12 protein-coding genes and 1 pseudogene are annotated in these 24,560 nt (G+C 73.5%); 9 read left to right on the forward strand and 4 right to left on the reverse strand.

Features of this window, described 5'->3' with window-relative positions; genetic code table 11:
- Nucleotides 1-137, reverse strand: a 137-nt coding sequence (locus tag ACZ4WH_RS32720; protein ID WP_468187766.1) for a cold-shock protein, incomplete at its 3' end; no start/stop codon positions are given.
- Between the two features lie 678 nt (nucleotides 138-815).
- Nucleotides 816-1,274 (reverse strand): annotated as a pseudogene (locus tag ACZ4WH_RS32725) (SDR family oxidoreductase); the annotation flags it as partial.
- 92 nt (nucleotides 1,275-1,366) lie between these two features.
- Here ACZ4WH_RS32725 and ACZ4WH_RS32730 point away from each other — a divergent pair.
- A complete protein-coding gene (locus ACZ4WH_RS32730) occupies nucleotides 1,367-1,909 on the forward strand; it encodes a GNAT family N-acetyltransferase (protein ID WP_468187668.1) in 543 nt (180 codons plus the stop codon).
- A gap of 166 nt (nucleotides 1,910-2,075) precedes the next feature.
- Here ACZ4WH_RS32730 and ACZ4WH_RS32735 read toward each other — a convergent pair whose 3' ends face one another.
- Nucleotides 2,076-2,558: a hypothetical protein gene (locus ACZ4WH_RS32735; protein ID WP_468187670.1), complete on the reverse strand. Its 483-nt coding sequence runs from the start codon at nucleotides 2,556-2,558 to the stop codon at nucleotides 2,076-2,078.
- Between the two features lie 405 nt (nucleotides 2,559-2,963).
- Here ACZ4WH_RS32735 and ACZ4WH_RS32740 point away from each other — a divergent pair, with 405 nt between their 5' ends.
- Genes ACZ4WH_RS32740 through ACZ4WH_RS32765 form a run of 6 tightly spaced genes read left to right on the forward strand, consistent with a single transcriptional unit; the run spans nucleotide 2,964 to nucleotide 20,862 of the window.
- On the forward strand, nucleotides 2,964-7,202 hold the full coding sequence (locus ACZ4WH_RS32740) for a non-ribosomal peptide synthetase (protein ID WP_468187768.1): 4,239 nt from the start codon (nucleotides 2,964-2,966) through the stop codon (nucleotides 7,200-7,202).
- Nucleotides 7,199-17,263 carry an amino acid adenylation domain-containing protein gene (locus ACZ4WH_RS32745; protein WP_468187672.1) on the forward strand — a complete coding sequence of 3,355 codons (10,065 nt, stop codon included), beginning with the start codon at nucleotides 7,199-7,201 and terminating at the stop codon, nucleotides 17,261-17,263. Before ACZ4WH_RS32740 ends, ACZ4WH_RS32745 begins: the two co-directional genes overlap by 4 nt.
- 50 nt (nucleotides 17,264-17,313) lie before the next feature.
- Nucleotides 17,314-18,420 carry a GSCFA domain-containing protein gene (locus tag ACZ4WH_RS32750; RefSeq protein ID WP_468187674.1) on the forward strand — a complete coding sequence of 369 codons (1,107 nt, stop codon included), beginning with the start codon at nucleotides 17,314-17,316 and terminating at the stop codon, nucleotides 18,418-18,420.
- Entirely contained in the window at nucleotides 18,341-19,060 is a 720-nt protein-coding gene (locus ACZ4WH_RS32755) for a hypothetical protein (protein ID WP_468187676.1), read from the forward strand. Before ACZ4WH_RS32750 ends, ACZ4WH_RS32755 begins: the two co-directional genes overlap by 80 nt.
- 56 nt (nucleotides 19,061-19,116) lie before the next feature.
- Nucleotides 19,117-19,995, forward strand: coding sequence for a TauD/TfdA dioxygenase family protein (locus ACZ4WH_RS32760; protein WP_468187678.1), 879 nt, complete (start codon nucleotides 19,117-19,119; stop codon nucleotides 19,993-19,995).
- A gap of 39 nt (nucleotides 19,996-20,034) precedes the next feature.
- Complete coding sequence (locus tag ACZ4WH_RS32765; protein WP_468187680.1) at nucleotides 20,035-20,862, forward strand: hypothetical protein; 828 nt, start codon at nucleotides 20,035-20,037, stop codon at nucleotides 20,860-20,862.
- 257 nt (nucleotides 20,863-21,119) lie between these two features.
- Here the strand turns inward: ACZ4WH_RS32765 and ACZ4WH_RS32770 are convergent, their stop codons facing one another.
- Nucleotides 21,120-22,034: a maleylpyruvate isomerase family mycothiol-dependent enzyme gene (locus ACZ4WH_RS32770; RefSeq protein WP_468187682.1), complete on the reverse strand. Its 915-nt coding sequence runs from the start codon at nucleotides 22,032-22,034 to the stop codon at nucleotides 21,120-21,122.
- Between the two features lie 575 nt (nucleotides 22,035-22,609).
- Here ACZ4WH_RS32770 and ACZ4WH_RS32775 point away from each other — a divergent pair.
- Nucleotides 22,610-23,560: an NmrA/HSCARG family protein gene (locus ACZ4WH_RS32775; protein WP_468187684.1), complete on the forward strand. Its 951-nt coding sequence runs from the start codon at nucleotides 22,610-22,612 to the stop codon at nucleotides 23,558-23,560.
- 546 nt (nucleotides 23,561-24,106) lie between these two features.
- On the forward strand, nucleotides 24,107-24,394 hold the full coding sequence (locus ACZ4WH_RS32780; RefSeq protein ID WP_468187686.1) for a WhiB family transcriptional regulator: 288 nt from the start codon (nucleotides 24,107-24,109) through the stop codon (nucleotides 24,392-24,394).
- Nucleotides 24,395-24,560: the final 166 nt, after the last annotated feature.

Here is a 24,560-nt window from a genome sequence, read left to right on the forward strand (position 1 = left end):
TCGCCCTCGACCAGCTCCCGGTACCCGTTGCCGGAGATGTTCGAGTAATGGGCGAAGACGTCCGGTCCGCCGCCGTCCTGGGCGATGAAACCGAAGCCCTTCTCGGAGTTGAACCACTTCACGGTGCCGCTGGCCATACTGCGTCCTTCGATCTCGCCGGGGGTGCCGGCCGGAGTGAGTAACGGCATCTTCCACCCTGTGAAGACGCCCGGCATCCGTTCTACCCCGACCAGCGCTCCGTCATACGATCATCCGCCCACGAGTCGGATACGAGCTGGTCCGATGGACGACGTCGGCCCGGTCAGCAGCCGACCCAGGCAGCCGTCGCGACGACCACATCCGGACATTCCCCGCGATCCCCGCCCCGCGGGTCAACAGCGCTGAGTAGGGTGGGTGTCGCCGTCCCGGTGGTCTCCCCCGTACCACCGGGACGCTGCATTGCAGCGGTCCCGGATCCGATGGATGCCGTCGGCCGGAGCCGGACCGCCGGCCACCGGCCATTCCAGGGTGCGCGGCCGTACTGGTGCCTCGGTGCGACCACGATGAGGTCCGCCGCGGCGTCGGCCCAGCCCAATAGCACCGCACGCAACGACTCGGCGGGGCGGGCCAGTTCCATGGCGCGCCGCGGACCGCGGCCGCACCGGTGGACGGCACCGGCCGGTCCTCCCGCCGCAGCCGGGCGCCGACGGTGGAGAACCGCTCCGCGAGAGCGGTGGTGTCACCGTCCGCCGGTACCGCGGCTCGCAGGGCGTGGCAGCGTGTGCGGGCCGGGCCCCACGGTCCAAAGCCGTGCTCCATCGGGACTCCCTTCCGGGTCATCGGGCGGTGCAGCCGCCGTCGACGGTGACGACCGATCCGGTCACCTGCCGTGCGTCGTCGGAGGCGAGATGGACCACCGCGGCGGCGACGTCCTCCGGTTCGAGGAGCGCGTTCATCGGCTGGGCCCGCGTGAACGCCTGCTCGTGCTCGCTCACCGGCACGTCAGGGCGCGGGCGATCTCGGTCGGCATGCGCCCTCGACGTCCGGACGGTCACGCACGGAGCCGGGGCACGCGGCGTTGACCCGTACCCTGAACGGCGCGGAGTCTGGAGCGTCGGCCCGGGTCAGCCCGATGATCCCGTGCTTTGCGGCGACGTGTCCCGCGAAGCGGCGGCACCCGGCCAGGCCCGCGGTGGAAGCCATGTTGGCGATGCTGCCGGATCTTCGGGTGATCATCTGTTTCCCGCCTCGCGGATCACCCGCCAGGCCCCGGACAGGTCGACATCGATCATCAGCGGTGCCGAAATCTTGCCATGGCAGGGTGTAACAGCAGGTCAGCCATGACCCCAAGATGACGGAGAGCCCATTTGTGATCCAGGATGATTGGATGGTCACGCTTGAGACTCCCCGGTTGATACTGCGCCGCTGGCGCGAGGAAGACGTTGCGCCCATGGCCGCCGTCAATGCCGACCCCGAGGTCATGCGGTGGATCCGTGACGGCAGCGTCCGTGACGAACAGCAGACTCGCAGCGGGATCCAGGCATGGGAGAGCGAGTGGGAGTCACAGGGCTTCGGCCTGTTCGCCGTGGAGATCCGGTCCAGTGGCGAGCTGGCCGGGTTCACCGGCCTCTCGGTGCCCGACTTCTTGCCGGAGGTACTGCCGGCGGTCGAGGTCGGCTGGCGGCTGGGACGTTCCCACTGGGGGCAGGGCTTGGCCACCGAGGCCGCTGCGGCCGCCGTACGGTTCGCGTTCGAAGTGCGAGGGCTGGAGCGGATCGTCAGCATCGCTCAAGTGGGCAACGACGCCTCCGAACGGATTATGACCAAACTGGGGATGCGTCCGGTCCGTGAGACCGTCAATCCCACCTGCGGTCGGCGAGTACGGGTGTTCGAGTTGTCGTCGGACCAGTACGTCACCACCACTCGTTGATGGCGGAAACGAGAACGGTAGCCTCGTCGCGGCCGTGTCGTCGCCACGAGGGACTGTCTTCCGGGTTCCCCGTCGCCTCCCTCTCGCAGGACCGCCACGAACACGGCGGAGGAACGGCCGGCGCCCACGCCGCGCGAGGGGTCGGGCGCCGGCCGCTCGGTGAGGGTCATCGGAGGCCGAAGGCCCGGGTGATGGTTTGTGTGATGCCGCCGCCGTTGCGCTGCTTCGCGGTGACGCGCAAGGACACGTAGCCGGCCGGGGCCGGGGCGTGCAGCGGCGTCTGCCAGGTGTCCTTGTTCCGCTTCAGGTCCTGCCGCCGCCACGACACCCCGTCGTCGTAGAAGACTTCGAGCTTGACCGAGGAGACCGCGTCCTGGGCGGCGTCGCTGCCGACGACGACGGGCGTGACGGAGAACACCGACGTGCGCCTGGCCCGCCCCGCGGCGTCAATGTCCGCTCCGTAGTCGAGCTGGCCCAGCGGGATGGTCTGATCGTCCGCGTTGCCGGAGAGGAAGGTCCACTCGATGTGCGTGGTGGTGGAGTAGGGCAGGAGGCCGTTGTTCACCCGCGTGTCGGCGACGAGCCGGTACGGCAGTTTCCGCGGCGCCAGATCGCCCACCCCGAAGTCGGGCCGTGGCCCGTTGCGCATCAGCAGTTTTCCTGGGCGGCAGGCGTTCACCGACACGCCGGGCTCAGCCGAGGCGCCGGCGAGCGGGACCACTCCCTGGTGGCATAGGCCGTCACAAAGCGGGGTAGAGACATGAGTTCTCCCTTGCTGACTCCACTGTTCAGACGGACTCGCAGGCTTAATCAGCGCCGCATGAACTGAAAACACTTGACCGTTGACATGGCCTGAGTCAGTGATCGATGATCACGGCAGTTGTGCGTTCGGCAAGTACTCAGGCGCGGCTGTCCCGCTTGTGGGGAGGGCCGTTCACTTCCTTCCACGGGAAGGTCAGGTTCAGCGGTGCACAACCCACCCCCACCCCGTTCCCATCCGGCCTCGTACGCCCAGCAGCGCCTGTGGTTTCTCGCCCAACTCCCCGGCGGGGACGTGGCGTACAACGAGACCCTGGCGTTCGAACTCGTCGGCCCCCTCGACCGTGACGTCCTGGCGCGCGCCCTCGACGCCCTGACCCGGCGCCATGAGACGCTCCGCACCCGGCTCGTGGCGGAGGACGGCGAGGTCCGTCAGCACGTCGACCCGCCCGGCGCCGGCTTCGCCCTCACTGTCCAGGACTTGAGGGGCTCGACGGATCCGACCAGCGGCGTCCTCGCTCTTCAGGAGGCGGAGGCCCGTACCCCCTTCGACCTGGCGGCCGGTCCCCTCGGGCGCGGCCGGCTGATCGTCCTCGGCGCCGAGCGGCATGTGCTGCTGCTGACCTTCCACCACAGCGTCTACGACGGCCGGTCGATGGACGTGATGATGCGCGAACTGGGCGTCCTCTCCGAGGCCTTGGCGCACGGCGGCGCCGACCCGCTGCCCCCGCTGCCGGCCCAGTACGCCGATCACGTCCGGGCCCAGCGTGACGCCGTACTCGGCGGGGCACTGCGGGCCCAGGAGACGTACTGGCACGACACCCTCCAGGACGCACCGCCGTCACTGGACCTGCCCACGGACCGCCCGCACCCGCCGGAGCAGAGTTACGACGGCGGACGGGCCGCGTTCGCACTCGACGCGGAGACCACGGCGGCACTGCGCACGCTGGCCCGACGGCACGGCGCCACCCTCTTCGTGACGGCCCTGACCGGCTGGGCGATCCTCCTCTCGCGACTCTCCGGGCGCTCTGACATCGTTATCGGAAGTCCGGTCGCCAACCGGCGCGGCCCCGCAGCCGCCGGTCTCATCGGCTTCCTCGTCAACTCCCTGGCCCTGCGCATCGACCTGTCCGGCTCCCCGAGCGCCGCCGAGGCCGTCGCCCGTACCCGCGCGGTCCTGCGGGCCGCCCTCGCCCACCAGGACCTGCCCTTCGAACGCGTCGTGGAACTGGTCAACCCGCCCCGCAGCGCGTCCCGTACGCCCCTGTTCCAGACCATGGTCGCCTGGACGCCCGACCGGCGGAACCTGCTGCGGCTGCCCGGTGTGACGGCGGAGCCCCTGCCCATCCCGCACGTCCCCGCGAAGTTCGACCTCGCGCTGTCCCTGACGGAGTCCGAGGGCCGGGTCGTAGGACACCTGGACTACGCGACGGCCCTCTACAACGCCACCACCGCCCGGCGCTGGGCGGACCATCTGCGCCGCCTGCTCACCGACATGGCCCACCACCCCGACCGCGACATCGCCGCACTGGAGCTGATGGACGCGAAGGAGCGGCGAGCACTGCTGGAGGACTGGGACGCGACGGGGGGTGTGCCGGCGGGCGGCCATGTGACTGGTGCAGCGACCGTCCCGGTGACCGGTGCGGCGCACGGCCCGGTGACCCGTGCGGCGACCGGGCCGGCAGCCCCGGCGCAGGCCGCCGCCCAGGTTCCGGCCGTACCGGCACCGCGAGGGCCCGGCGAGCCGGCCGCGTCCACCGTGCCGGGCGCCTCAGCCGCGTTCGACGCCTCCGCCGAGGCGGGTGGCCCGGCAGTGCCGGGGACCTCTGCCCTGTCCGGTGCCTCCGCCGCGTCCGGCGATCCCGCCGTGCCCGGCGCAGCGACCGTGTCCAGCGGGCCCGCCGCATCCGGCACCTCTGCCATGCCCGGCACCCCCGCCAGCCCCCGGACCCCCGTCCCGGCCCCCAACCCCTTCCCCACCGCCTCCGGTCTCGTCCCCCTCTTCGAGGCCCAGGTCCGTGCCCGTGCCGAGCGGCTCGCTGTCGTGGCGCCGGGTGGGGAGACGTTGACGTACGCGGCGCTCGACCGTCGGGCCAATCGGCTCGCGCATGCGCTCGTCGCCCGCTCCGTGCGACCCGGTGACGTGGTGGGGCTGCATGCCGCACGGTCCGCCGAGCTGGTCGTGGGCATTCTCGGAATCCTGAAGGCGGGTGCCGCCTGGCTGCCGTTCGATCCGGGGCAGCCCCGGGAGCGGCTGGCCGGGATGGTCGAGGACGCCGTCTGCCGGGTCGTGCTGAGCGACCGGCGCACCGGCGACCGCCCGGAGCAGTGGCTGGACCTGGCCGCGACAGAGGCGGAGGGTGCGACCGGTGAGCACCCGCCCCCCGGCATCGGCCACGCGCCCGACCGCCTGGCCTACGTCATCTTCACGTCCGGCTCCACCGGACGGCCCAAGGGCGTGGCGGTCGAACACCGCAGTGTGCTCAGCCTCTTCGCCAACTGGCACGCCCGCATGGGCACCGTACCCGGCGAGGCCGGTTCCGCCTGGTCCAGCATCGGCTTCGACGCCTCGGTGCACGAACTGCTGCTGCCGCTGACCACCGGTGGTGTCCTCCACATCGTCCCCGAGGAACTGCGCGGTGACCCGGAGGCGTTGCTGGGCTGGATGCGCGAGCACCGCATCGCGCAGGCGTTCCTGCCGCCGGCGTACGTGAAGTGGGTCGACGAGGACCCGGCCGGGCGGCTGCGCGGACTGCGGCTGCGCACGCTGCTGACCGGTGTCGAGCCGATCCCGGAGGCGGCCCTGCACCGTATGACCCGGCACCTGCCGGGCCTGCGGGTCTGCTTCGGCTACGGGCCGACCGAGGCCACGCTGTACAGCACCGCCTACTACGATCCCCGGCCGCTGGACCGCCCCTGCCCGATCGGACGGCCCCTGGCCGGCAGCCGCCTGTACGTGCTCGACGCCCGCCTGCAACCCGTCCCGCCCGGCGTGGTCGGCGAGGTCTATCTGGGCGGCGCCTGCCTCGCCCGGGGATACCTCAACCGTCCCGACCTCACGAAGGAACGTTTCCTTCCGGACCCGTTCGTACCCGGCGAACGCATCTACCGCACCGGAGACCTCGCCCGCCGCCTCCCGGACGGCAACGCCCACTACGCGGGGCGCGCGGACGATCAGATCAAGCTGCGCGGGTTCCGTATCGAACCGGGTGAGGTGGAGGCGGCGCTCACCGCCCTGCCCGGCGTGCGCGAGGCCGTGGTCCTCGCCGACCACGACCCCGCCGGACAGCCCCGGCTGGTCGCGGGGATCGGCCGGGGCACCGCCGCCGCCCGCACCACGCAGGAGTGGCGGACGGCCCTGTCCCGGCGGCTGCCCGACTACATGATCCCGGCCGTCTTCCTCGACCTGCCCGCCCTCCCGCTGAACCGCAGCGGCAAAATCGACCGCCCGGCCTTGTCGCGCCTGGCCCGCGAGCACGGTACGGCCCAGGTCAACACGGCCAGCCCCCGCGACGGCGTCGAACACCGCCTGTACCGGATCTGGCAGGACATCCTGCTCCACCCCGACATCGGCATCGGCGACAACTTCTTCGACACCGGCGGCACTTCGCTGTCGGCCATCAAGATGGCGCACGCCGTCACCGAGGCGTTCGGCCGGCCGCTGCCGGTCGCCGAGGTCATGCTGCATCCCACGATCGAGGCGCTCGGCGGACGCCTGCGGGGGCACGGCACGGTCCGGGAGACGGGCAGCGTCATCGAGTTCCGGGCGGGCACCGGGCCCCGGGTGGTCTGCGTCCACCCGGCCGGCGGCACCGCCTTCTGCTACCTGCCGCTCGCCCGGCACCTGCCCGAGAGCGTCGGCCTGTCCGGCATCCAGTCACCGGGCGTGAATCCCGGTGAGGAGGTGCTGCCGACGGTCGAGGCGATGGCCGAAACGTATCTGCGGTTGCTGGAGCCGTTGGGGGAGGGCCCCTTGGTGCTGACCGGCCTGTCCTACGGCGGACTCGTCGCCCACGCGATGGGACGCCTGCTCACCCGGGCCGGGCGCGGTGACGTCAGCGTGGTCCTGCTCGACACCCAGGCCACCGACGATCCCGCCGCCCGCGCCGACATCACCCCGGTGGAGTTCGGCGAGTTCCGCGACAAGCTGGTGAGGTTCAACGGGATGTACCCCGGCATCGACGACGCCCAGATCGAGCGGTACTTCCGCATCTACAACCACAACCGCCTGACCGCCCGCGACCACGACCCGGCCGCGTCCCCGGCCCGGCTGGTCCTCGCGCAGGCCGTACCGGGCGGCGCGGACACCCCCGAGCACGCCGAGGTACGCGACTTCTGGCAGCGGCGCGCCGCCGCCGACTTCCGGGTGGAGACCCTGGAGTGCGACCACTGGGAGGTGCTGGAAGCTCCGCACCTCTCCCGTGTCGCGGACCTGCTCACCAGCGAACTCCGCCATCACGGCGCCCCCTTGGCCGACCCGACGGCCGCGACTGGTCCTGCTGCCGTGGCCGACTTCGGTGGGGAGCCCCGATGAACCACGACTCCACCCGGCCCGGCTCCGACCACGTCGGCTCCGCCCAGGCCGACTCGGGCCACATCGGCTCCGGCCACGCCGAGCGAGGCGACGTCGGCTCCGGCCACTCCGGGGCGCCTGCCTCCGTGACACCGGTTGCTGTGACGCCTGCCGCAGGGTCGGCTGCCACGTCACCCGTTGTCGCGGCGGCTGCCGCCGCACCCGGCGCCGGGGCGCCCCATGCTGGGGCGCATGCTGCTGCGGCACCCGTGGTCGGGGCGCCCGCTGCCGCGCCGCCCGCCACCGTGACGCCCGGCACCCCCGCTCCCGACGCCCCGGCCCCCTCCTCCCTCGCCGACGCCGTGTTCGCTCAGGCCCGCCGTACGCCGGACCTGCCAGCTGTCGAGGACGGGGACGTGATCCTCGACTACGCGGGGCTGGAGCGGGCCGGCGGCCGGGTCGCCGACCGGCTGCGCGGGGCCGGGGTCCGGCCCGGTGACGCGGTCGCCGTGTGCCTGCCCAGATCGTGGCGGCTGGTGTGCGTCATGCTCGGCATCCGCCGCCTCGGCGCGACCGTCGTCCCGCTCGACCGGCTCAGTCCGCCGGAGCGGCAACGGCACATCCTCACCGACGCGCAGGCGGTAGCCGTCGTGTACGACGACGGCCCGCACTCACTCGCCCTGCCGACCGGCGTCCGCGTACTGGAGGCGGCCCGGCTCGTCGGCGGCGACGAGCCGGTCGCGAGCCCCCGTCCGCCGGTCGGCACCCCGGCCGCGTCCCCCGTCGCCTTCCTCTTCTACACCTCCGGTACCACCGGTCGCCCCAAAGGTGTCGAGGTCACCGACGCGGGTGTCCGGCGGCTGGCCGAGCCGGGGTACATCCGGCTCGGGCCCGGCGTCCGTTACGCCTGCCTGGCCAACCCGGCGTTCGACGCGATCAGTTTCGAGGTGTGGGTGCCGCTGCTCACCGGCGGGACCTGTGTCGTCCTGGGTGAGCGCGAGGTGCACGATCCCCTGTTGCTGGCCGCCGAGTTGCGGGACCGCCGCGTCGACACCCTGTTTGTCACCACCGCGTTGTTCAACGCCGTCGTCGAGAAGGTGCCCGACTGCTTCGCCGCCGCCCAGCAGGTGCTGATCGGCGGGGAACAGCTCAACGCCCGCCTGATCCGCCGCTGGTACGAGGCCAACCCCGGCTCCCGGACCGTACTGCACAACGTGTACGGGCCGACCGAGGCGACGACCTTCGCCCTCTGCCATGCCATCCCCCGGGACTTCACCGGCGACCTGGTGCCCGTCGGCACGGCCCTGCCCGGCACCGGCGTGACCGTGCGCACCGCCGACGGACGCACCGCCGAACCCGGTGAGGTCGCCGAACTCCTGCTGTCCGGACCCGCGTCGGCCCTCGGCTACCGCAATCTCCCGGAGGAGACCGCGCGGCGCTTCGTACGGCTGCCCGACCCGGACGGCGGCGAGCGGCGCTGGTACCGGACCGGGGACCTGGTACGGCAGGACGCCTACGGCGTTGTCACCTACGTCGGCCGGGCCGACCGGCAGGTCAAGGTGCGCGGCTTCCGCATCGAACCCGGCGAGGTGGAACGCCGCATCCTGGCCCACCCCGCCGTCCGCCAGGCGTACGTCTGCACCCGCCGCGACGAGGATGGCCGCAACGAACTCCTCGCCTTCCTGGTGCCGGCGGAACAGCTCGCCGAGGACGCCTACGACGCGTACGACCGGCATCTCGCCGCCGCCCTGCCCCCTTACATGCGCCCCCACCACACGCACCTCGTCGACGCGCTGCCCCGGACCGCCAACGGCAAGGTGGACCAGGCCGCCCTGCTGGCCGGTGCCGGGGAGCCGTGGCGGGGGCGAGTCCGGGAGGCCGTACCCGTCACGGCGGCTCAGCGGCGCCTCCTCGACCTCGCCGAGGAGGTGCTCGGGGTCACCGGACTGCGTCCGGACGACCGTTGGATACCCAGCGGCGGCGACTCCCTGAAGGCCCTGCGGCTGCGGTTCGAGATCCAGCGGCGCTTCGCCGTCGACATCCCCCAGGAACTGGTGCTGCGCGGCGACTTCGCCGCCCTCGCCGACGCCGTACGGGATCCCGGCGCGTCCGCCGGCGACCACCCGCCCGTGCCCGCGCCCACCGGCGAGCCCACCGCACCGGCCACCGGCGAACAGGAACGGCTGTGGCTGCTGCACCAGCGCGACCCCCTGGACGCCTCCTACGACGTGCCGCTCGCCTTCGAGGTGCGCGGCCCGGTCGACCCCCTGGCCCTGCGCGCCGCCATCCGCGCGCTGGTCGACCGGCACCCGGCGCTGCGCACCCGGCTCGTGCCCACCGCCCAGGGCCTGCGGCAGCACCTCGACGCGCCCTACGACCCCTGGGAGCCGTGCGACACGCGGCCCGGGGAGCCGTGGCAGGACACCGCCGACCGCTTCTTCGCCCGCCGTTTCGACCTGCGCGACAGCCGGATGCTGCGGGCCGCCTGGCTGCCCGGGGACGACGGCGGCATCCTGCTGCTGCATCTGCACCACATCGCCGTGGACGGCTGGTCGCTGAACATCCTCTTCCGCGATCTCACGGCCGCCTGCGCCGGCGCGGAGGAGCGGCCGGACGCGGCCGCCGTGACCCCGCTGGAGTTCGCGCACTGGCAGCGGGCCTGGCACACGAGCCCCGCCTACGAGCGCCGCCGCTCCCGGCTGCGCGACCACCACCGCCGCCACGACGACCCGTCACCGGCCCTGGACACGGCCGGGCCGGTCGAACGCCCCGCCGCCCGGCTGCTGCGCACCACCCTCGACACCGGACGCCGCGCCGTACTGGACCGGGTGGCCGCCGAGCGCGGCATGACCAGGTTCGAACTGCTGCTGCCCGCCTTCGCCTGGGCGCTGTACGGCGTGACCGGCCAGGCGCGCCCGCTGATCGCCGCGCCCGTGGCGGGACGGCACCGCCCGGAGTTCGAGGACTGCGTCGGCATGTTCGCCAACACCGTGCTCGTGCCGTCGCACCTGGAGCCGCACACTCCGCTCGACGACCAGCTGCGCCGGCACGCCGCGTCGGTGCGCGCGGTGCTGGACGGGCAGGACGTCGCCCTCGCCGACGTACTGGCCGACCAGGCCTTCCGTGAGCGCAGGCCGCTGTTCGACTTCCTGTTCGTGCTGGAGAACACCGAGTTCGACGCGTTCCGGGTGCCGGGCTGCCAGGTGCGGCCGGTGTGGCCGAGGCCGCTGGGCGCCAAGTGCGCGCTGACCCTGTCGGTGGTGGAGCACGAGGCCGGGTTCGACTGCCTGTGGGAGTACCGCGACGACATCGGCGCCGACCGGGCCGAGGCGGCGGCCCGGCTCTTCCGCGAGGCGATCGACCGGCTCGCCGACGGCGCGGACACCACCCTGCACGACCTGGTCGCCTCCTATCGGCGTGGCCTGCCCGAGCCCGGCCGGGGCCCCGAGCCGGCCGCCGGCTTCACCACCGTCGCCGAGGGCTTCGCCGAGCAGGTCCGGCGCACCCCCGACGCCCCTGCCGTCGCGGCCGGTGACCGCACGCTGAGCTACGCCGAACTCGACGCGCACGCGGCGGCCCTGGCAGCCGACCTGGCCGCCCGCCACCACCTGCCCGACGACCCCGCCGCCCCAGCCGCCGTCGCCCTCTACCTGCCGCCCTCGCCGGAACACGTGGTGGCCCTCCTGGCCGCCGCCCGCCTCAACCTCACCGTCGTACCGCTCGACCCGGCCTATCCGCGCTCCCTGCTGCGGCACGTCCTCGACCGGACCGACCCGGTCTGCGTCCTCGTCGCACCCGAAGGCGTCGCGGACCTCGACCCGATAGCACCGCCCCGCCTGGCGCGCCACACCCTCACGCTCACCGGCACCCCGGCGGCAGCACCTGGCGCGGCCACGCCTGCGCACGCGGGCCGCCGCCCGCTGTACACGCTGTTCACCTCCGGCTCCACCGGCACCCCCAAGGGCGTCCAGGTGTACGACCGGACCCTGTGCAACCTGCTGCACTGGCAGCGCGGCCCCGGCGGCCTGTCCCGCCCGGCCGTCACCCAGCAGTTCTCGATGCTGTCCTTCGACGTCTCCTTCCAGGAGATCTTCACCACCCTGTGCGCGGGCGGCCTGCTCCGCCTCGTGGACCCCGCCTGGCGGCAGGACATGCCCGCCCTGCTGGAGCAGCTGGAGACCGGGGGAGCGGAGCGGATCTTCCTGCCGTACGTGGCGCTCCAGCTGCTCGCCGAGTATGGCGTGCGCACGGGCCGCCATCCCTCGGCGCTGCGTGAAGTGATCACCGCTGGTGAGCAGTTGGTGTGCACCGACGCCATCCGTGGCTGGTTCGCCGGCCTGCCCGGCGCCCGCCTGTTCAACCACTACGGCCCGACGGAGACCCATGTCGTCAGCGGTCTGTGCCTGGACGGCGACCCGGCCGCGTGGCCGTCGCGTCCGGCCATCGGCCGGCCGGTCGCGGGTGCCGTGCTGCGGGTGGTGGACGAGGGCGGCCACCCCCTCCCGCCCGGCGCCACCGGACACCTGCTGATCGGCGGGCTCATGGCCGGGCGCTGCTACCTCGGCGACACCGACCTCAATCGCCGTCGCTTCACCGACGATCCCGAACTGGGCACCTTCTACCGCAGCGGCGATCTGGCCCGCTTCGACGCGCAGGGCCTGCTGCACTACGCCGGCCGCGAGGACACCCAGGTCAAACTGAGCGGCCACCGGCTGGAACTCGGCCAGGTCGAGGCCGCGCTGCTGGAGTACCCCGGGATCACCAACGCGGTCGTGACCGTCGTGGACGGCGCCCTGATGGCCTGCCTCCAGTGCCGGGACGACGACCCCGACCCCGACATCGCGGACCTGGCCCGCCACCTGGCGGAACGGCTGCCCGCCCACGCGCGCGCGACCCGGTTCCGGCGGCTGACCGCGCTGCCGCGCACCCCGAGTGGAAAACTGGACCGCCGGGCGGCCCCCGGCGCTCCCGGCCACGACCTGACCCCCCGGAGCGGCACCGCCCCGGAGAACCCCCCGGCCGCGCTGGAGGAACGGCTCGCCGCCCTGTTCGCGGACGCGACCGGCAAGACGGTCGACGCCCGGCAGCGGTTCTTCGACGCGGGCGCCACCAGCCTGGACCTGATGCGCTTCCACCTGCGCTGCGCGGGCGAGGGCGATCTCCCCTTCGACGTGCCCGACCTCTTCGAACACGTCACGATCAGGGAGCTGGCCCAGGCCGTGGAGTCCCGCAGGGGGCCCGCGACACCGCCGTACGCGGCACGGCAGACGGCCGGAGCGGCCAGCGTCCCCGCGGTGTACGACGGTGACGCGCGCGCGTCCGCCCCCGACCGCCCGGAGCCCGTCGCCGTCATCGGCATGGCCGTGCGGCTGCCGGGCGCCCCCGACCTGGCCGCCTTCTGGGACCTGGTCACCTCGGGCGGACGCGGCATCGAGTACTTCCCCGCGTCCGGCGGCCGGGTCGGCGCCCGCAGCCAGCCGGACGGACTGCTGTCCTTCGACCCGGCACGCTTCGGCATCAGCCCGGCCGAGGCCCGGCTGATGGACCCGCAGCAACGGCATCTCCTGCTCAGCTGCGTGGAGGCGCTCGCCCATGCCGGACTCGCCGACCCCACCGCGCGGCGCGTGGGCATCGTGGCCGCCTGCGGCGAGGACACCTACGGCAGACGCATGCTCCACGAGGCCGATCCGGCGGCCCTGCCCGACTCCTTCCGGCTGGCCCTGCACCACGAGAAGGACTTCCTGGCCACCAAGGCCGCCTACCATCTGGGCCTGACCGGGCCCGCCTTCAGCGTGCAGTCGGCCTGTTCCAGCTCGCTCGTCGCCGTGCACGTCGCCGCCGGGCTGCTGCGGCAGGGCGACGCCGACGTGATGCTCGCCGGCGGTGTCCTCGTCGACCCCGACCTGACCGACGGCTACACCTACCGGCCGCAGCACATCTTCTCTCCGGACGGACACTGCCGGCCCTTCAGCGCGGACGCCGCCGGCACCGTCGGCGGCAGCGGGGCCGGCGTCGTCGTCCTCAAGCCCCTCTCCCTGGCACGGCGTGACGGCGACACCGTCTACGCCGTCGTCACCGGCTCGGCCGTCAACAACGACGGTGCCCGCAAGCTGGGGTACAGCGCACCGTCGGTGCCCGGCCAGCGGGACGCGATCGAGACGGCCGTACGGCGCAGTGGGCGCGCCGGTGGCGACCTCGGCTATGTGGAGGCGCACGGCACCGGTACCCGGCTGGGGGACCCGGTCGAGGCCGCCGCGCTGCGCCAGGCGTACGGCCTCGGGGACGGGGTACGGCTCGCGCTGTCCTCGGTCAAGAGCCAGATCGGGCACCTCGGTGCCGCGGCCGGCGTGGTCGGACTGGTCCGTGCCGTGCTCGCCGCGCACCACGGGACCGTCCCGCCCACCGTGGACTTCGACCGGCTCAACCCCGAGCTGGAGGGCGGCCCGTTCCGCGTGCCCACCGAGGCCGAGCCCTGGCCGCTCCCGGGTCCGCGCGTGGCCGCGGTGAGCAGCTTCGGGATCGGCGGGACCAACGCGCACCTCGTGCTGGAAGCGCCGGACCGGACGGCGGGAACGGGACCGGAGTTCCCCGTGCCGCCCTGCCTGGTGCTGTCCGCGGGCAGCCCGCAGGCACTGCGCGCGGACGGCCGCCGTATCGCCGACCACCTGACCGCACACCCCGAGAACTACCCCCGGGTACTGCGCCACCTCCAGGCGGGCCGCCCCGCCCTCGCCCACCGGGCCGCCGCCGTCTGTCCCGACGTGGAAACGGCCGTGTCCTGGCTGCGCTCGCTCACGCCCACCCGTCCGCCCGCGTCCGACGTCCGTGTCGTCGCCGAGCACCACGACCCGCGTGAACTGGCCGACGCCTGGACGACGGGCCACACCATCACCTGGTCCCCGGGCCCGGCACCGGCCCCCTGGAACTTCCCGCCGCCGGCCTTCGACCTGGCCGAGTACGACTTCCCGCGCCGAGTTGTGGCATCGGGTGGGGAGGGGACCGGTGGGGTCGGTCACGAGCGGGCGCGTGGTGCGGGGCGTGAGGTGGCGGGGCGCGAGGGTGCGCGCGGTGATGCCGCTCCGGTTGCCGGTGCCGGTGCAGGTGCTGGTGGCGGCGGGGGTCCCGGTGGGGGTGCCGATGGCGGTGCCGCTGCCGGGTGGCCTGCCCGGCTTCCCGCCGACCGCTGGTTGCATCAGCCGCTGTGGGTGCGGATGCGCAGGGCCAGGGTGCGTACGGGCGAGGGTGCCGTATCGCGCGGTACCGCCGTGGTCGTCGTACCGCCCGGAACCGGGGCCGAGGCATGGCGGGAGCTGGAGCGGCACTACGCGCGGGTGGTGCTGGTGCGGGCCGGTGACACGTTCGTCCGCCGGGACGGCACCGCCTACGAGGCCGACCCGGCCGACCCCGCCCAGCTCGCGGCACTGCTCGCCGAGGTGACCGAGGCTGCCGGCGCCGGTGTCGACTGGCTGCACGCCCTGCCGCTCGCCGTCCGTGGTGAGGTCGGCCGGCGCTCGCTGGAGACCGCCCGGTGGGCATGCCTGGACACGGTGGCGGCGCTGTGCCGGGCCCTGGCGGACGTTCCCGCCGCGCACCGGCCCCGCGTGTGGCTGCTGTCGTACCAGGCACAGCCGGTCACCGGTGAGGTCGCCCGCCCGGAGGCGGGCCTGCTCGCCGCGGCGGTCCGGGTCCCCCGCCAGGAACTGGGACTGCCCCTGCGCTGGGCCGACCTGCCGGGACCCGAGCCGGCCGACTGGGGGGCGTATCTGCCGGATCTGCCGTGTGAGGAGTGGGTCGGGCAGGCGGCGGGGGCCGACGGCGCGGGTCCCGCGTCGGCCGACTGGGGGTCGTATCCGCGCGATCTGCCGCAGGAGGGGCGGGACGAGCAGGCGGCGCAGGCCGACGGCGCGGGTCCCGCGTCGGCCGACTGGGGGTCGTATCCGCGCGAACTGTCGCAGGAGGGGCGGGACGAGCGGGCAGCGGGGGCCGCCGGTACCGGTCCTGCGTCGGCCGGCTGGGGGTCGTATCCGCCGGAGCCGCGCGAGGAGCGGGGCGGGGAGGCGGCGCTGTCCGAGCCGGTGTTCGCTCTGCGGGGCGGGTACTGGTGGCGGCGTACCGCGCAGGCGGTGCCCGTGCCGGTGGGCGTGGGTTCCCGTCCGCGCCCCAGCCGCACCGGGACCCATCTCGTCCTGGGCGGCACCGGGGGCATCGGCAGCACCATCGCCGCCGACCTGCTGCGGCAGTCGGCCGGCAACCGGGTGGTCCTGGTCGCACGCCGGTCCGACCTCCCCGCCGTGCTGGCCCCGTGGGCCGACCGGGTCACCCTGGTGCGAGCGGATCTCGCCGACGAGGCGCCGCAACCGATCGCCGACCGGCTCGCACCCCATCTGGACGGGCTCGTCGGCATCGTGCACGCCGTCGGCATCGCCGCGGGCCGACTGCTCGTACGCCGTGACCGGGCGAGAGCCCGCCGGAGTACGGCGGCGAAGCTGGGCGCCGCCCTGCTCGTCGAGCGCCTGATCGCCGCGTACCGCCCCGACCACGCCGTCTACTGCTCCTCCATGTCGGCCCGGTTCGGCGGCGTCGGCCTGTTCGACTACGCGGCGGCGAACGGCCTCCTGGACGCCTTCGCCCACTACGCGCCCGGCACCGGCGCCGACCGCACGACCCGGGTGTCGATCGGCTGGGACGCCTGGCGGGAGGCCGGTATGGCGTGGGACGTACCGGCCCCGGACGCCCGGCACAAGCACCACCTCGCCGTCGCCCTCACCCCGGAAGAGGGCGCGGCCGTCTTCGGACAGGCACTGGAGCTGGGTCTGCCGCACCTCATGGTGAACACCACGCCGTTGTCCGAGGCCCGCGTGTTCTACGAGCCGACAGCTACGGCAGCACCGGGACGGGCCGCGGCACAGGCGGAGGCACAGGCGCAGGCATTGGCTCCGGCACCGGCTCCGGCTCCGGTCCACGCACCGGCCCCGGACCCAGTACCCATCCCCGCACAGACCACCCCGGCCACCCCGACCACACCCCCACCCCCCGACCCCCTCCCCCAACTCACCACCACCGCGGCCGACTTGCTCGGCCTCCCCGGCATCGACCCCGACGCCTCCCTCTACGACCTCGGTGCCGACTCGCTCACCCTGCTCGACCTCCTGGACGAGGTGAAACGGCGATTCGGTGTCGACCTCGACCTGTCCCGGCTCAGTCACCGCGTCACCCTCACCGAGATCGCCGGTCATCTGCGCGCCCGGACCCGTCCGGCGCCCGGCGGCCCGGCGGCGCCGGTGGACGTCGAGGTGTGGCAGCACGGCACCGGCCCGGACGTGCTGTGTCTCGTCCATCCGGTGGGCGGCGACATCCAGGCGTACCGTCCGCTCGTGTCCGCGCTGCCGCCGGGGCCGACCGTCTGTCTGATCCCCGACCCGGCGCTGCGCGACCCGGACCGGCCCGCCCGGTCGGTCGACGAGCGTGCCGCGCACTATCTCGCGGCCGTCCGCGCCGCGTTCCCGCCGGCCGCACACCGGCTGCGCCTGGCCGGCTGGTCGTTCGGGGCCTGGACCGCGCTGTCGATGGCCGCCCTCGCCGAGGCGGACGGCGACCCGGTCCCCGGCCTCTACCTGCTGGACCCGCCGCCGCCCGACGCCGGACCACGGCTGGCCGCCTACGACGAACGGCAGGTGGACGCCGTCTTCGCGCGCGAACTGGCCGGCAACCGGGCGGGACCGCTGACCGAGCGGGGCCGGGGTTACGCGGAGCGCCTCGCCCACTGCTGCCGGGCCAACCTGGCGGCCATGGCCGGGCACCGGCCGCCACGGCTGACCCGTACCCCGGCCACCCTGTGGCTGGCCGGGCGGCCCGTGCCGGACGCGCACGCCCTCGCCCCGGAGCCCACCGCGGCGGCGCGCTGGCACGACCACCTGCCGCCGTCCGCCCGCGTCCTGCGCGTCGACACCGATCACTACGGGCTGGTCGGCCCGCCCCGAGCGGCCGGGATCGCGTCCCTCATCGGCGCGGACCTCGCCTCGCACGGCCGTACCCCGGAGGCATCCCACTCGCCCGTCCCCGCCGAGTCCCGCCCGCTGTAGCGGATCACCCCGGTCCAGCGGACGACCGGAACACCAGGAGGAACCCCCGCATGCGACACCCCTACGCACGCCTCCCCGACCGCTCCTTCTGGCGCACCGCCGTCGCCGAACGGCCGCCGGCGGACATCCAGGACCTCTGGACGCCGAAGTTCCCCATCGGCCAGGACGCCCCGGTCATCACCGCCGGCTCCTGCTTCGCCCGGCACATCGGACCCGCCCTGCTGCGGGAGGGCATGCACTGGTACGACGCGGAACCCCCGCCTCCTGGACTCACCGAGGAAGCAAGGCAGGCGCGCGGCTACCGCCGTTTCTCCTTCCGCACCGGCAACATCTACACCGCCGCCGCGCTGCGCCAGTGGTTCGCGTGGGCCCTCGGACGGCAGATGCCGCCCGCCGAGGTCTGGCGGGAGGCGGACGGCCGCTTCCACGACCCGTACCGCCCCACCGTCGAACCCGACGGCTTCTCCTCCCCGGAGGAGGCGCTGGCCTCCCGCGAGGTCACCCTCGACGCGATCCGCCGCGCCCTGGCCACGGCCGACGTGCTGGTCTTCACGCTCGGCCTGACCGAGGCCTGGCATGACACCGCGGACGGCACCGTCCTGCCGATGTGCCCGGGCACGGTACGGGGCACCTTCGACCCGGACCGGCACCGGCTGCGCAACCACACGGTCGCCGAGGTGCGGCGCGATCTGACGGCGGCCCTCGCCCTGGCCCGGGAGGCCAATCCCCGGCTGCGCACGGTCCTCACGGTCTCGCCGGTGCCGCTGACGGCGACCGCCACCGGCGGGCACGCCCTGGTGGCCACGACCCACTCCAAGTCCGTCCTGCGGGCGGCGGCGGGGCAGTTGGCCGACGAGCTGGAGCACGTCGACTACTTCCCCTCCTACGAGATCGTCACCGGTTTCCCCTACCGGGCCGCGTTCTACGAGCCCAACCTCCGCACGGTCAGCGCCGACGGGGTGGCCTTCGTCATGCGGCACTTCCTCGACGGGCTGCACGGCCGGCCCGACCGTCCGGAGCACGCCCCCGAACCCACCCCCACCCCCACCCCGGATGCCGGCGGAGAGGACCCCTGGTGTGACGACGCCGTACTCGACTACTACAGCCGCGACCACCGCCCCGGCCCCGCTCCCGGCCCGCTTCCTGCTCCTCGGTGACTCGCACGCGGCGTGCGTCGGGCGGGCCGCCGAAGCCGCCGGGCTGCCCTTCCAGGGCGGTCCGGTGGGCTCCGGGCGCGACTTCCTCGGGCTCTTCTTCGACGCGGACGGCCCCGACGTCGTCTTCCGCGACGCCGAGGCCCAGCGTCTGTACCGCCGGTTCCTCGACGCGCTGGGCGCACCCTCCCTGGACCGGCTGCCGGTGCCGCTGGTGTGCACCTTCGGCCTGAGCGCGCACACCATCGCCACCCGGGAGAACTGGGCCGTCCACCGCGACGCGCACGGCGCCTACGCCCCGGGATTCCTGGGCAGCGACCTGTTCGCCGCGCTGGTGCGGGCCACGGCACGCGGCGCGCTCGCCTTCTACGAGCACACCGTCGCGCTCGGCCTGCGCGTGCTCGCCCTCATGCCTCCGCAGCGGGTCCCCGCCATGTCCGACCCGGCGGTCTTCTTCGCGGCCCAGCACGTCCTGCGTGCCGAACTGGCCGCGCGCGGTGTGGAGATCGTCGACCTGCGCGCCCGGGTCACCGACCGCTCGGGACTCCAGCGCCCCGCTTTCTGCGAGACCGACGACCCCATCCACGGCAACCTCGCCTTCGGCCGCCTGCTGGTCGCCGACCTGCTCGACCACGGCCTGTGACCCGGCCCGACCATCCCCTGGGCATCTCTCGCCCCCCATTCCTGAGGAGGAACCACGTGGAGGAGTACGCGTTGCAGGCCGTCGAGCGCCTGACGACCCGGCCGCCGGAGCCGTACGAGACCCTCTCGGTCCGGACGATCACCCCGGTGCTCGGCGCGGAGGTGTCCGGCCTGGACCTCTCCCGCGAGCTGACACCGCAGCAGGAGAAGGAGGTCAAGCACGCGTTCCTCGCCCATCACGTGCTCGTCTTCCGGGACCAGGATCTCAGCCCCGAGCAGCACAAGCGGTTCGCCGGGCTCTTCGGCGAGCTGCACGCCGTGGCGCTCCCCGCCGAGGGTTCCGATCCGCACATCCTGGAGATCAAGGCCACCGGGGAGTCCCGGATGGTGGCCGGTGACGGCTGGCACGCCGACGGCACCGCCGACGCCGCGCCCTCCCTGGGCTCCATGCTCCACCTCACCACGGTCCCCGAGGGCGGCAGCGGCGGGGACACGATGTTCGCCAACATGCACCTGGCCTACGAACTGCTCTCCCCGGCTCTGCGCGCCTTCCTCGACGGCCTGACCGCCGTGCACGACGGCGCCCTGCCCTGGACGATGGCGGGCCTGACCCCGCCGGCCGAGTACGACGTCCCGCGCACCGAGCATCCCGTCGTGGTCCGGCACCCGGAGACCGGCCGCAAGCTGCTGTTCGTCAACGCCCCCTACACCTCGCACATCCCCCAGCTGTCCCGCGCCGAGAGCACCGCCCTGCTCGACCTGCTGTACGCGCACGTCGCCCGCACCCCGCTGCTCCAGTGCCGGGTCCGCTGGGAGCCCCGCACGCTGGTGTTCTGGGACAACCGCTGCGTCCAGCACCACGCGGTGTGGGACTACTTCCCGCACACCCGCCACGGCCACCGTGTCGCCATCGAGGGCACCCGCCCGCAGGCCTGACTCCCGCCGCACCGGCGGGGCAAGGAGACGAAGACGCAGATGAGCACGGATGCCGCAGGGGCCGAGGCCTTCCTCGCCGCGCTGGCCACCGCCGCCGACGCGCCCCCGGCGGACACCGAGACCGGCGTCCGCGTACCGGACGGGGTGTGGCACCTGCTGACCGCCCTGTACGAGCAGCTTCCGGTCCCCGTCGCCGACGGCTGGGCCCGCGCCGTGCACGACGCCCTGCGGGCCGGGCCGCCGGCGGGCGGGCTGTGGGCGGGCGGGCTGTGGGCGGTGCACGCCTGGCAGGCCCGTACTGTCCTGCCGCTGCTGGCCACGGCGTGGCCGGACGACGGGTCCGGCGCGGTGGCCGGCCTGACCGCGCTGCACCGCGCGGCGGCCCGCGGCCCGGTGCCGTACGGAAGTTGGCAGACGGCCCTGCGGCCGGTGCTGCTGCGCGTCTACGGGGCGGCGTACGACCACCGGTCCGCCTACGCCGAGGCGCACACCAACGCGCGCGCCTACGCCCTGGCCCACGGGCACACCCCGGCCGAGGCCGACGCGTACGGGCACCGGTACGCGGAACTCAGCACGGACGCGAACGCGGCGTCCTTCGCCGAGACCCACGCGCGAGCGGTGGGCGACGCCCTGGCCCACGCCTACGCCGACGACCGCGCCGAGCCCTACGCGGCGACGTACCCGGCCGCCCAGGTCCGCGCGGTGGTCCACGCCCTCGGACACCCCACGCCGGCGCCCTCCGCCGACGCGTCCGGGACAGGCACGGGCGCAGCGGCGCCGCCCGCGGTCGCACTGGCACACGGGCTGGCCGACGTCCTGCGGTTGCATCGCGGCGCCGGTGACGCCGTGCGGTTCCATCGGGGCTGATGATGCCATGTCAGCCGGTGCGCAGCAGGGGAGCCAGAACTGCGTGCCGATCAACGCGGCCCGGCAGCTGGAGGCGGGGTGTCCCAGGGCGGTCCTGCGCTCCTACGCCGGTGTCACTCCCGCCACGGACTTCGCAGAGACACGCACGGGACTGTTCGGCGGCCCCGGTGCGCCGCGTCCGGGTGGGCGTCGTCGTAGTCGATCGAACCGCTGTCGTCGGAACGTCGTGGTGCTCAGGCGGCCAGTCCCCACACTCGTCAGGAACAAGCCAGCGCGTGAGATCCGCACCCGCAGGAGGGGAGGATGCCGCATCTCACGCCATCTCCGCTCGAGACGGTTCCAGGGTTCATGAGACGTGGGAACTGCATCAGCCTGTCAAGCAAAGGAACCGGACCCGAGAGCACCGCGGTCAGGGGTGCACCCCGGCCGGAAAGGCTGTCGAGTACCACCTCCGCGACCCCAGCCAGTCGTGGACCGCCGGCCGCGGCGGCGTCTTGTGTCGTCAACGTGTCCACTGTGACGTTCCTGGCCTCTCCCCCGATTCTGTACCCCGCGTCCGGAGCACTTGTCAGCAGGACGGTAGCCTGCGGCAAGGGGCCTGTTCTCACCGCGACACCCGCGGCCAGAAGCAGCCCGTAGGCAATGACCAAGCGGAGTATGTCGCTGTCCTCCGGTTCGGCTGGTCCGCAGACGGCAGCCAGATCCCGTTCGTGCAACCAGGCGTCCCACAGCACGTGCAGCGAACGGACCGACCAATGCACCGGGTGTTGTGGCACCGCACCCGACAGGTCTGTATCACCTCGGCCGATGCGGGCACCGAAACTCACGTACTCCTTGTCGACGAGCTGCGCGAACGCCGCCAATGTCTCCTGCGGTGTCTGCCGCGCACTACGGGTCAGCCACACCGCGGGTGTGCGGCTGGGGACGAACACCTCTTTCTCGTAGAGGGCAAGCTCTCTGCTTCCGGTGAGCCTTGCGATGTCGTAGCGTCCGAAGTCCACCAAGTGACGCACCACGTCCTGCACGCTCCACTCAGCACACCGAGTAGGGGCAGTCCACTGCTCGGGCTTGAGTTTCTCCAGTTGGGTCACCATACGGCGGCGATGTGCGAGCAGGGCTTCACCTATGAGTTGCGGGCCAGTGTCAAGTCCACTCCGCTCCGACAACTTCATCCAATGTCTCCAATGCACAGGTGGGGATCTGTATCGATCCTTCCAAGCTGAGGCACACGTGGCGGATCGGCACCATGATGCGGTTGTGTCTGCCTGTGCGCGCGAGGTCTCCGGCCGGGGCAGGAGGTCCCGCGGAAGAAGGATGGGCGCTGAGCCTGTACACGGCACCAGCAGTGCGTCCGCGGGAAACACCTGCGGGGTCCCCGCGAGCATGTCGAAGGCCCGAACACACGGCGTCAGGTGGCACCGAGACCTGTCCGTGACCGTGATACTGCCACGGCCCAGTGACCGGGGCCTCCACCATGTGACTGGAATCACCGCGATCAGCCCGACGCCGCACGTCTCACAGACTTGCCGGACCAGCCGTCGAAGTCGTCTCCCTCGGTGTGCGTTGCGTCACGTCCGGCCCGAGTGCTTTTCCACCGTCCGCGACAATCCCCGGCCGGCCCGGGAGAAGGCGGACCATCGGTCGGGGGACGTCACACGTCCACCCACCGCGGTTGACGCGTCCGGTCACCGTGCCTAGCGTCCTTGACACATCCCCCGGTTCCTTACCTACGACGAGGACTGTTGTCATGGGCGCCAGGAAAGTGATAGCGGTGGTCGGCGCCACGGGAGCGCAGGGTGGTGGTGTCGTACGGTCGGTCCTCTCCGACCCGGACGCGGAATTCACGGTACGAGCGCTCACCCGGAACCCTGGTTCGCCCGCCGCCAGGGATCTCGCCGCGCTCGGCGCCGAGGTGGTCCGGGCCGACTTCCATGACGAACCGACCGTGCACGCGGCGTTCGACGGCGCGTACGGTGCCTTCCTCGTCACCGACTTCTGGGCCCATGGCTCGGCGGCGAAGGAGACCGAGGAGATCGGCGTCCTGGCCCGGGCGGCCGGGGCGACGGGCCTGCGACACGTCATCTGGTCGACCCTCGACGACACCCGCGAGCTGCTGCCGCTGGACGACGACCGGATGCCGGTGCTCCAAGGCGGCTACAACGTGCCGCACTTCGACGCCAAGGGCGCGGGCAACCACCTGTTCACGCAGGCCGGCGTGCCCACCACGTTCCTCAGCACCACCTCCTACTACCAGGGCTTCCTCGGCCCCCTGGCCCCGCGCCGCACCGAGGACGGCGTCCTGACGGTGACCATGCCGTTCGAGGACGGCAGGCTCCTGGCCCTCGTCGACGTCGCCGACATCGGCCGCACCGCCCATGCCCTGCTCAAGGGCGGCGAACGGTTCGTCGGCGAGACCGTCTGTCTGGCCGGTGACCACCTCACCGGCGCGCAGTACGCCGAGAAGCTGGAGGCCGCCCTCGGCGAGCCCGTCCGTTTCCGGTCCGTGCCCTACGACGACTTCCGCGCCCTCGACACTCCCGCCGCCCGGGAGATCGGCAACATGTTCCAGTACTACGGCGACTTCGACCGCGAGTTCACCGGTGCCCGCGATCTCGGCAGGCTGCGCGCGATCAACCCGGCGCTGCGCGGCTTCGAGGACTGGCTGGCCGAGAACGCGGCGAAGATCGCGGTGGGCTGACGGACCGGCGGACGCGGCTGCCCGCGCGGGCGGACGCGTCGTCGTGGCCACGGCTGTGCGGGAGCGGCGTCGGGACGTGCGCGGTGGCCGGCCGCCGTGCCTTGGAGCTGTACGCACGGAACCGCGGAGCCACCGGGGCCGCCAGCGGCCGGACGCCTTCGCGCATGCGGCGGAGGGCGGCCTGGATGACGTGCGGCACGCGCACGTCATCGGACGCCGGCAGTGTCGCCGTACGCTCCCCGCGTTCCTCCCGTCGGCCTGCATCACCGTCCGTCGAAGCCCCTTCCTGGCGCGGCACCGACGGGCGCCGTGACGTCCGAATGCGCGTCGGCGTCAGGCTGATTAGGCTCGCTGTGCGGTCCGCCCGGCCGCCGGACGCCGTCCCGGCACCCTGGCAGCAGCGGACCTGACACGACGACAGCCCCGACACGGCTCCCGAGGACCGGATGCCGATGACGGGACCGGGTGCGGCCTGCGGTAGGCGCACCGCGGGTTCCGGCACGGCCAGGAACGAGGCGCCGCGCGGGCCCGGCGAGGAAAGCGACCATGGATTGGCGTCATCACGCGGCGTGCCGCACGCACGACCCGGAACTCTTCTTCCCCATCGGCGATGCCGGGCCGGCTCTCCTGCAGATCGAGGAGGCCAAGGCGGTCTGCCGGGGCTGCCCCGTCGTCGAACGGTGCCTGGCGTGGGGACGTGACACCGGTATGGAGTTCGGCGTCTGGGGCGGCCTCAGCGAGAACGAGCACCGCAGTCTCAGGCGCCGTCGCACGCTCGCTGGTAGCCGCGGAACACGGCGACAGGAGGACGGTGCCGAGCCGCGGCAGGCCTGACCGGGCGAGCTGGGCGGCGGGCTGAAGGGGGAGCGCGCGGGCGCCGCGAGGGTGCGGGTCGTGCGGACCGCTGGGGACGGGCGCGCCCTGTCACGCGAGGACCGTCCCCGGTCTGGTCCCGCGCGCCGGAAACGACCGCCCGAGGTGACGTGGACGCGGGTGACGA

This window comes from Streptomyces sp. NPDC029138 (assembly GCF_055564375.1).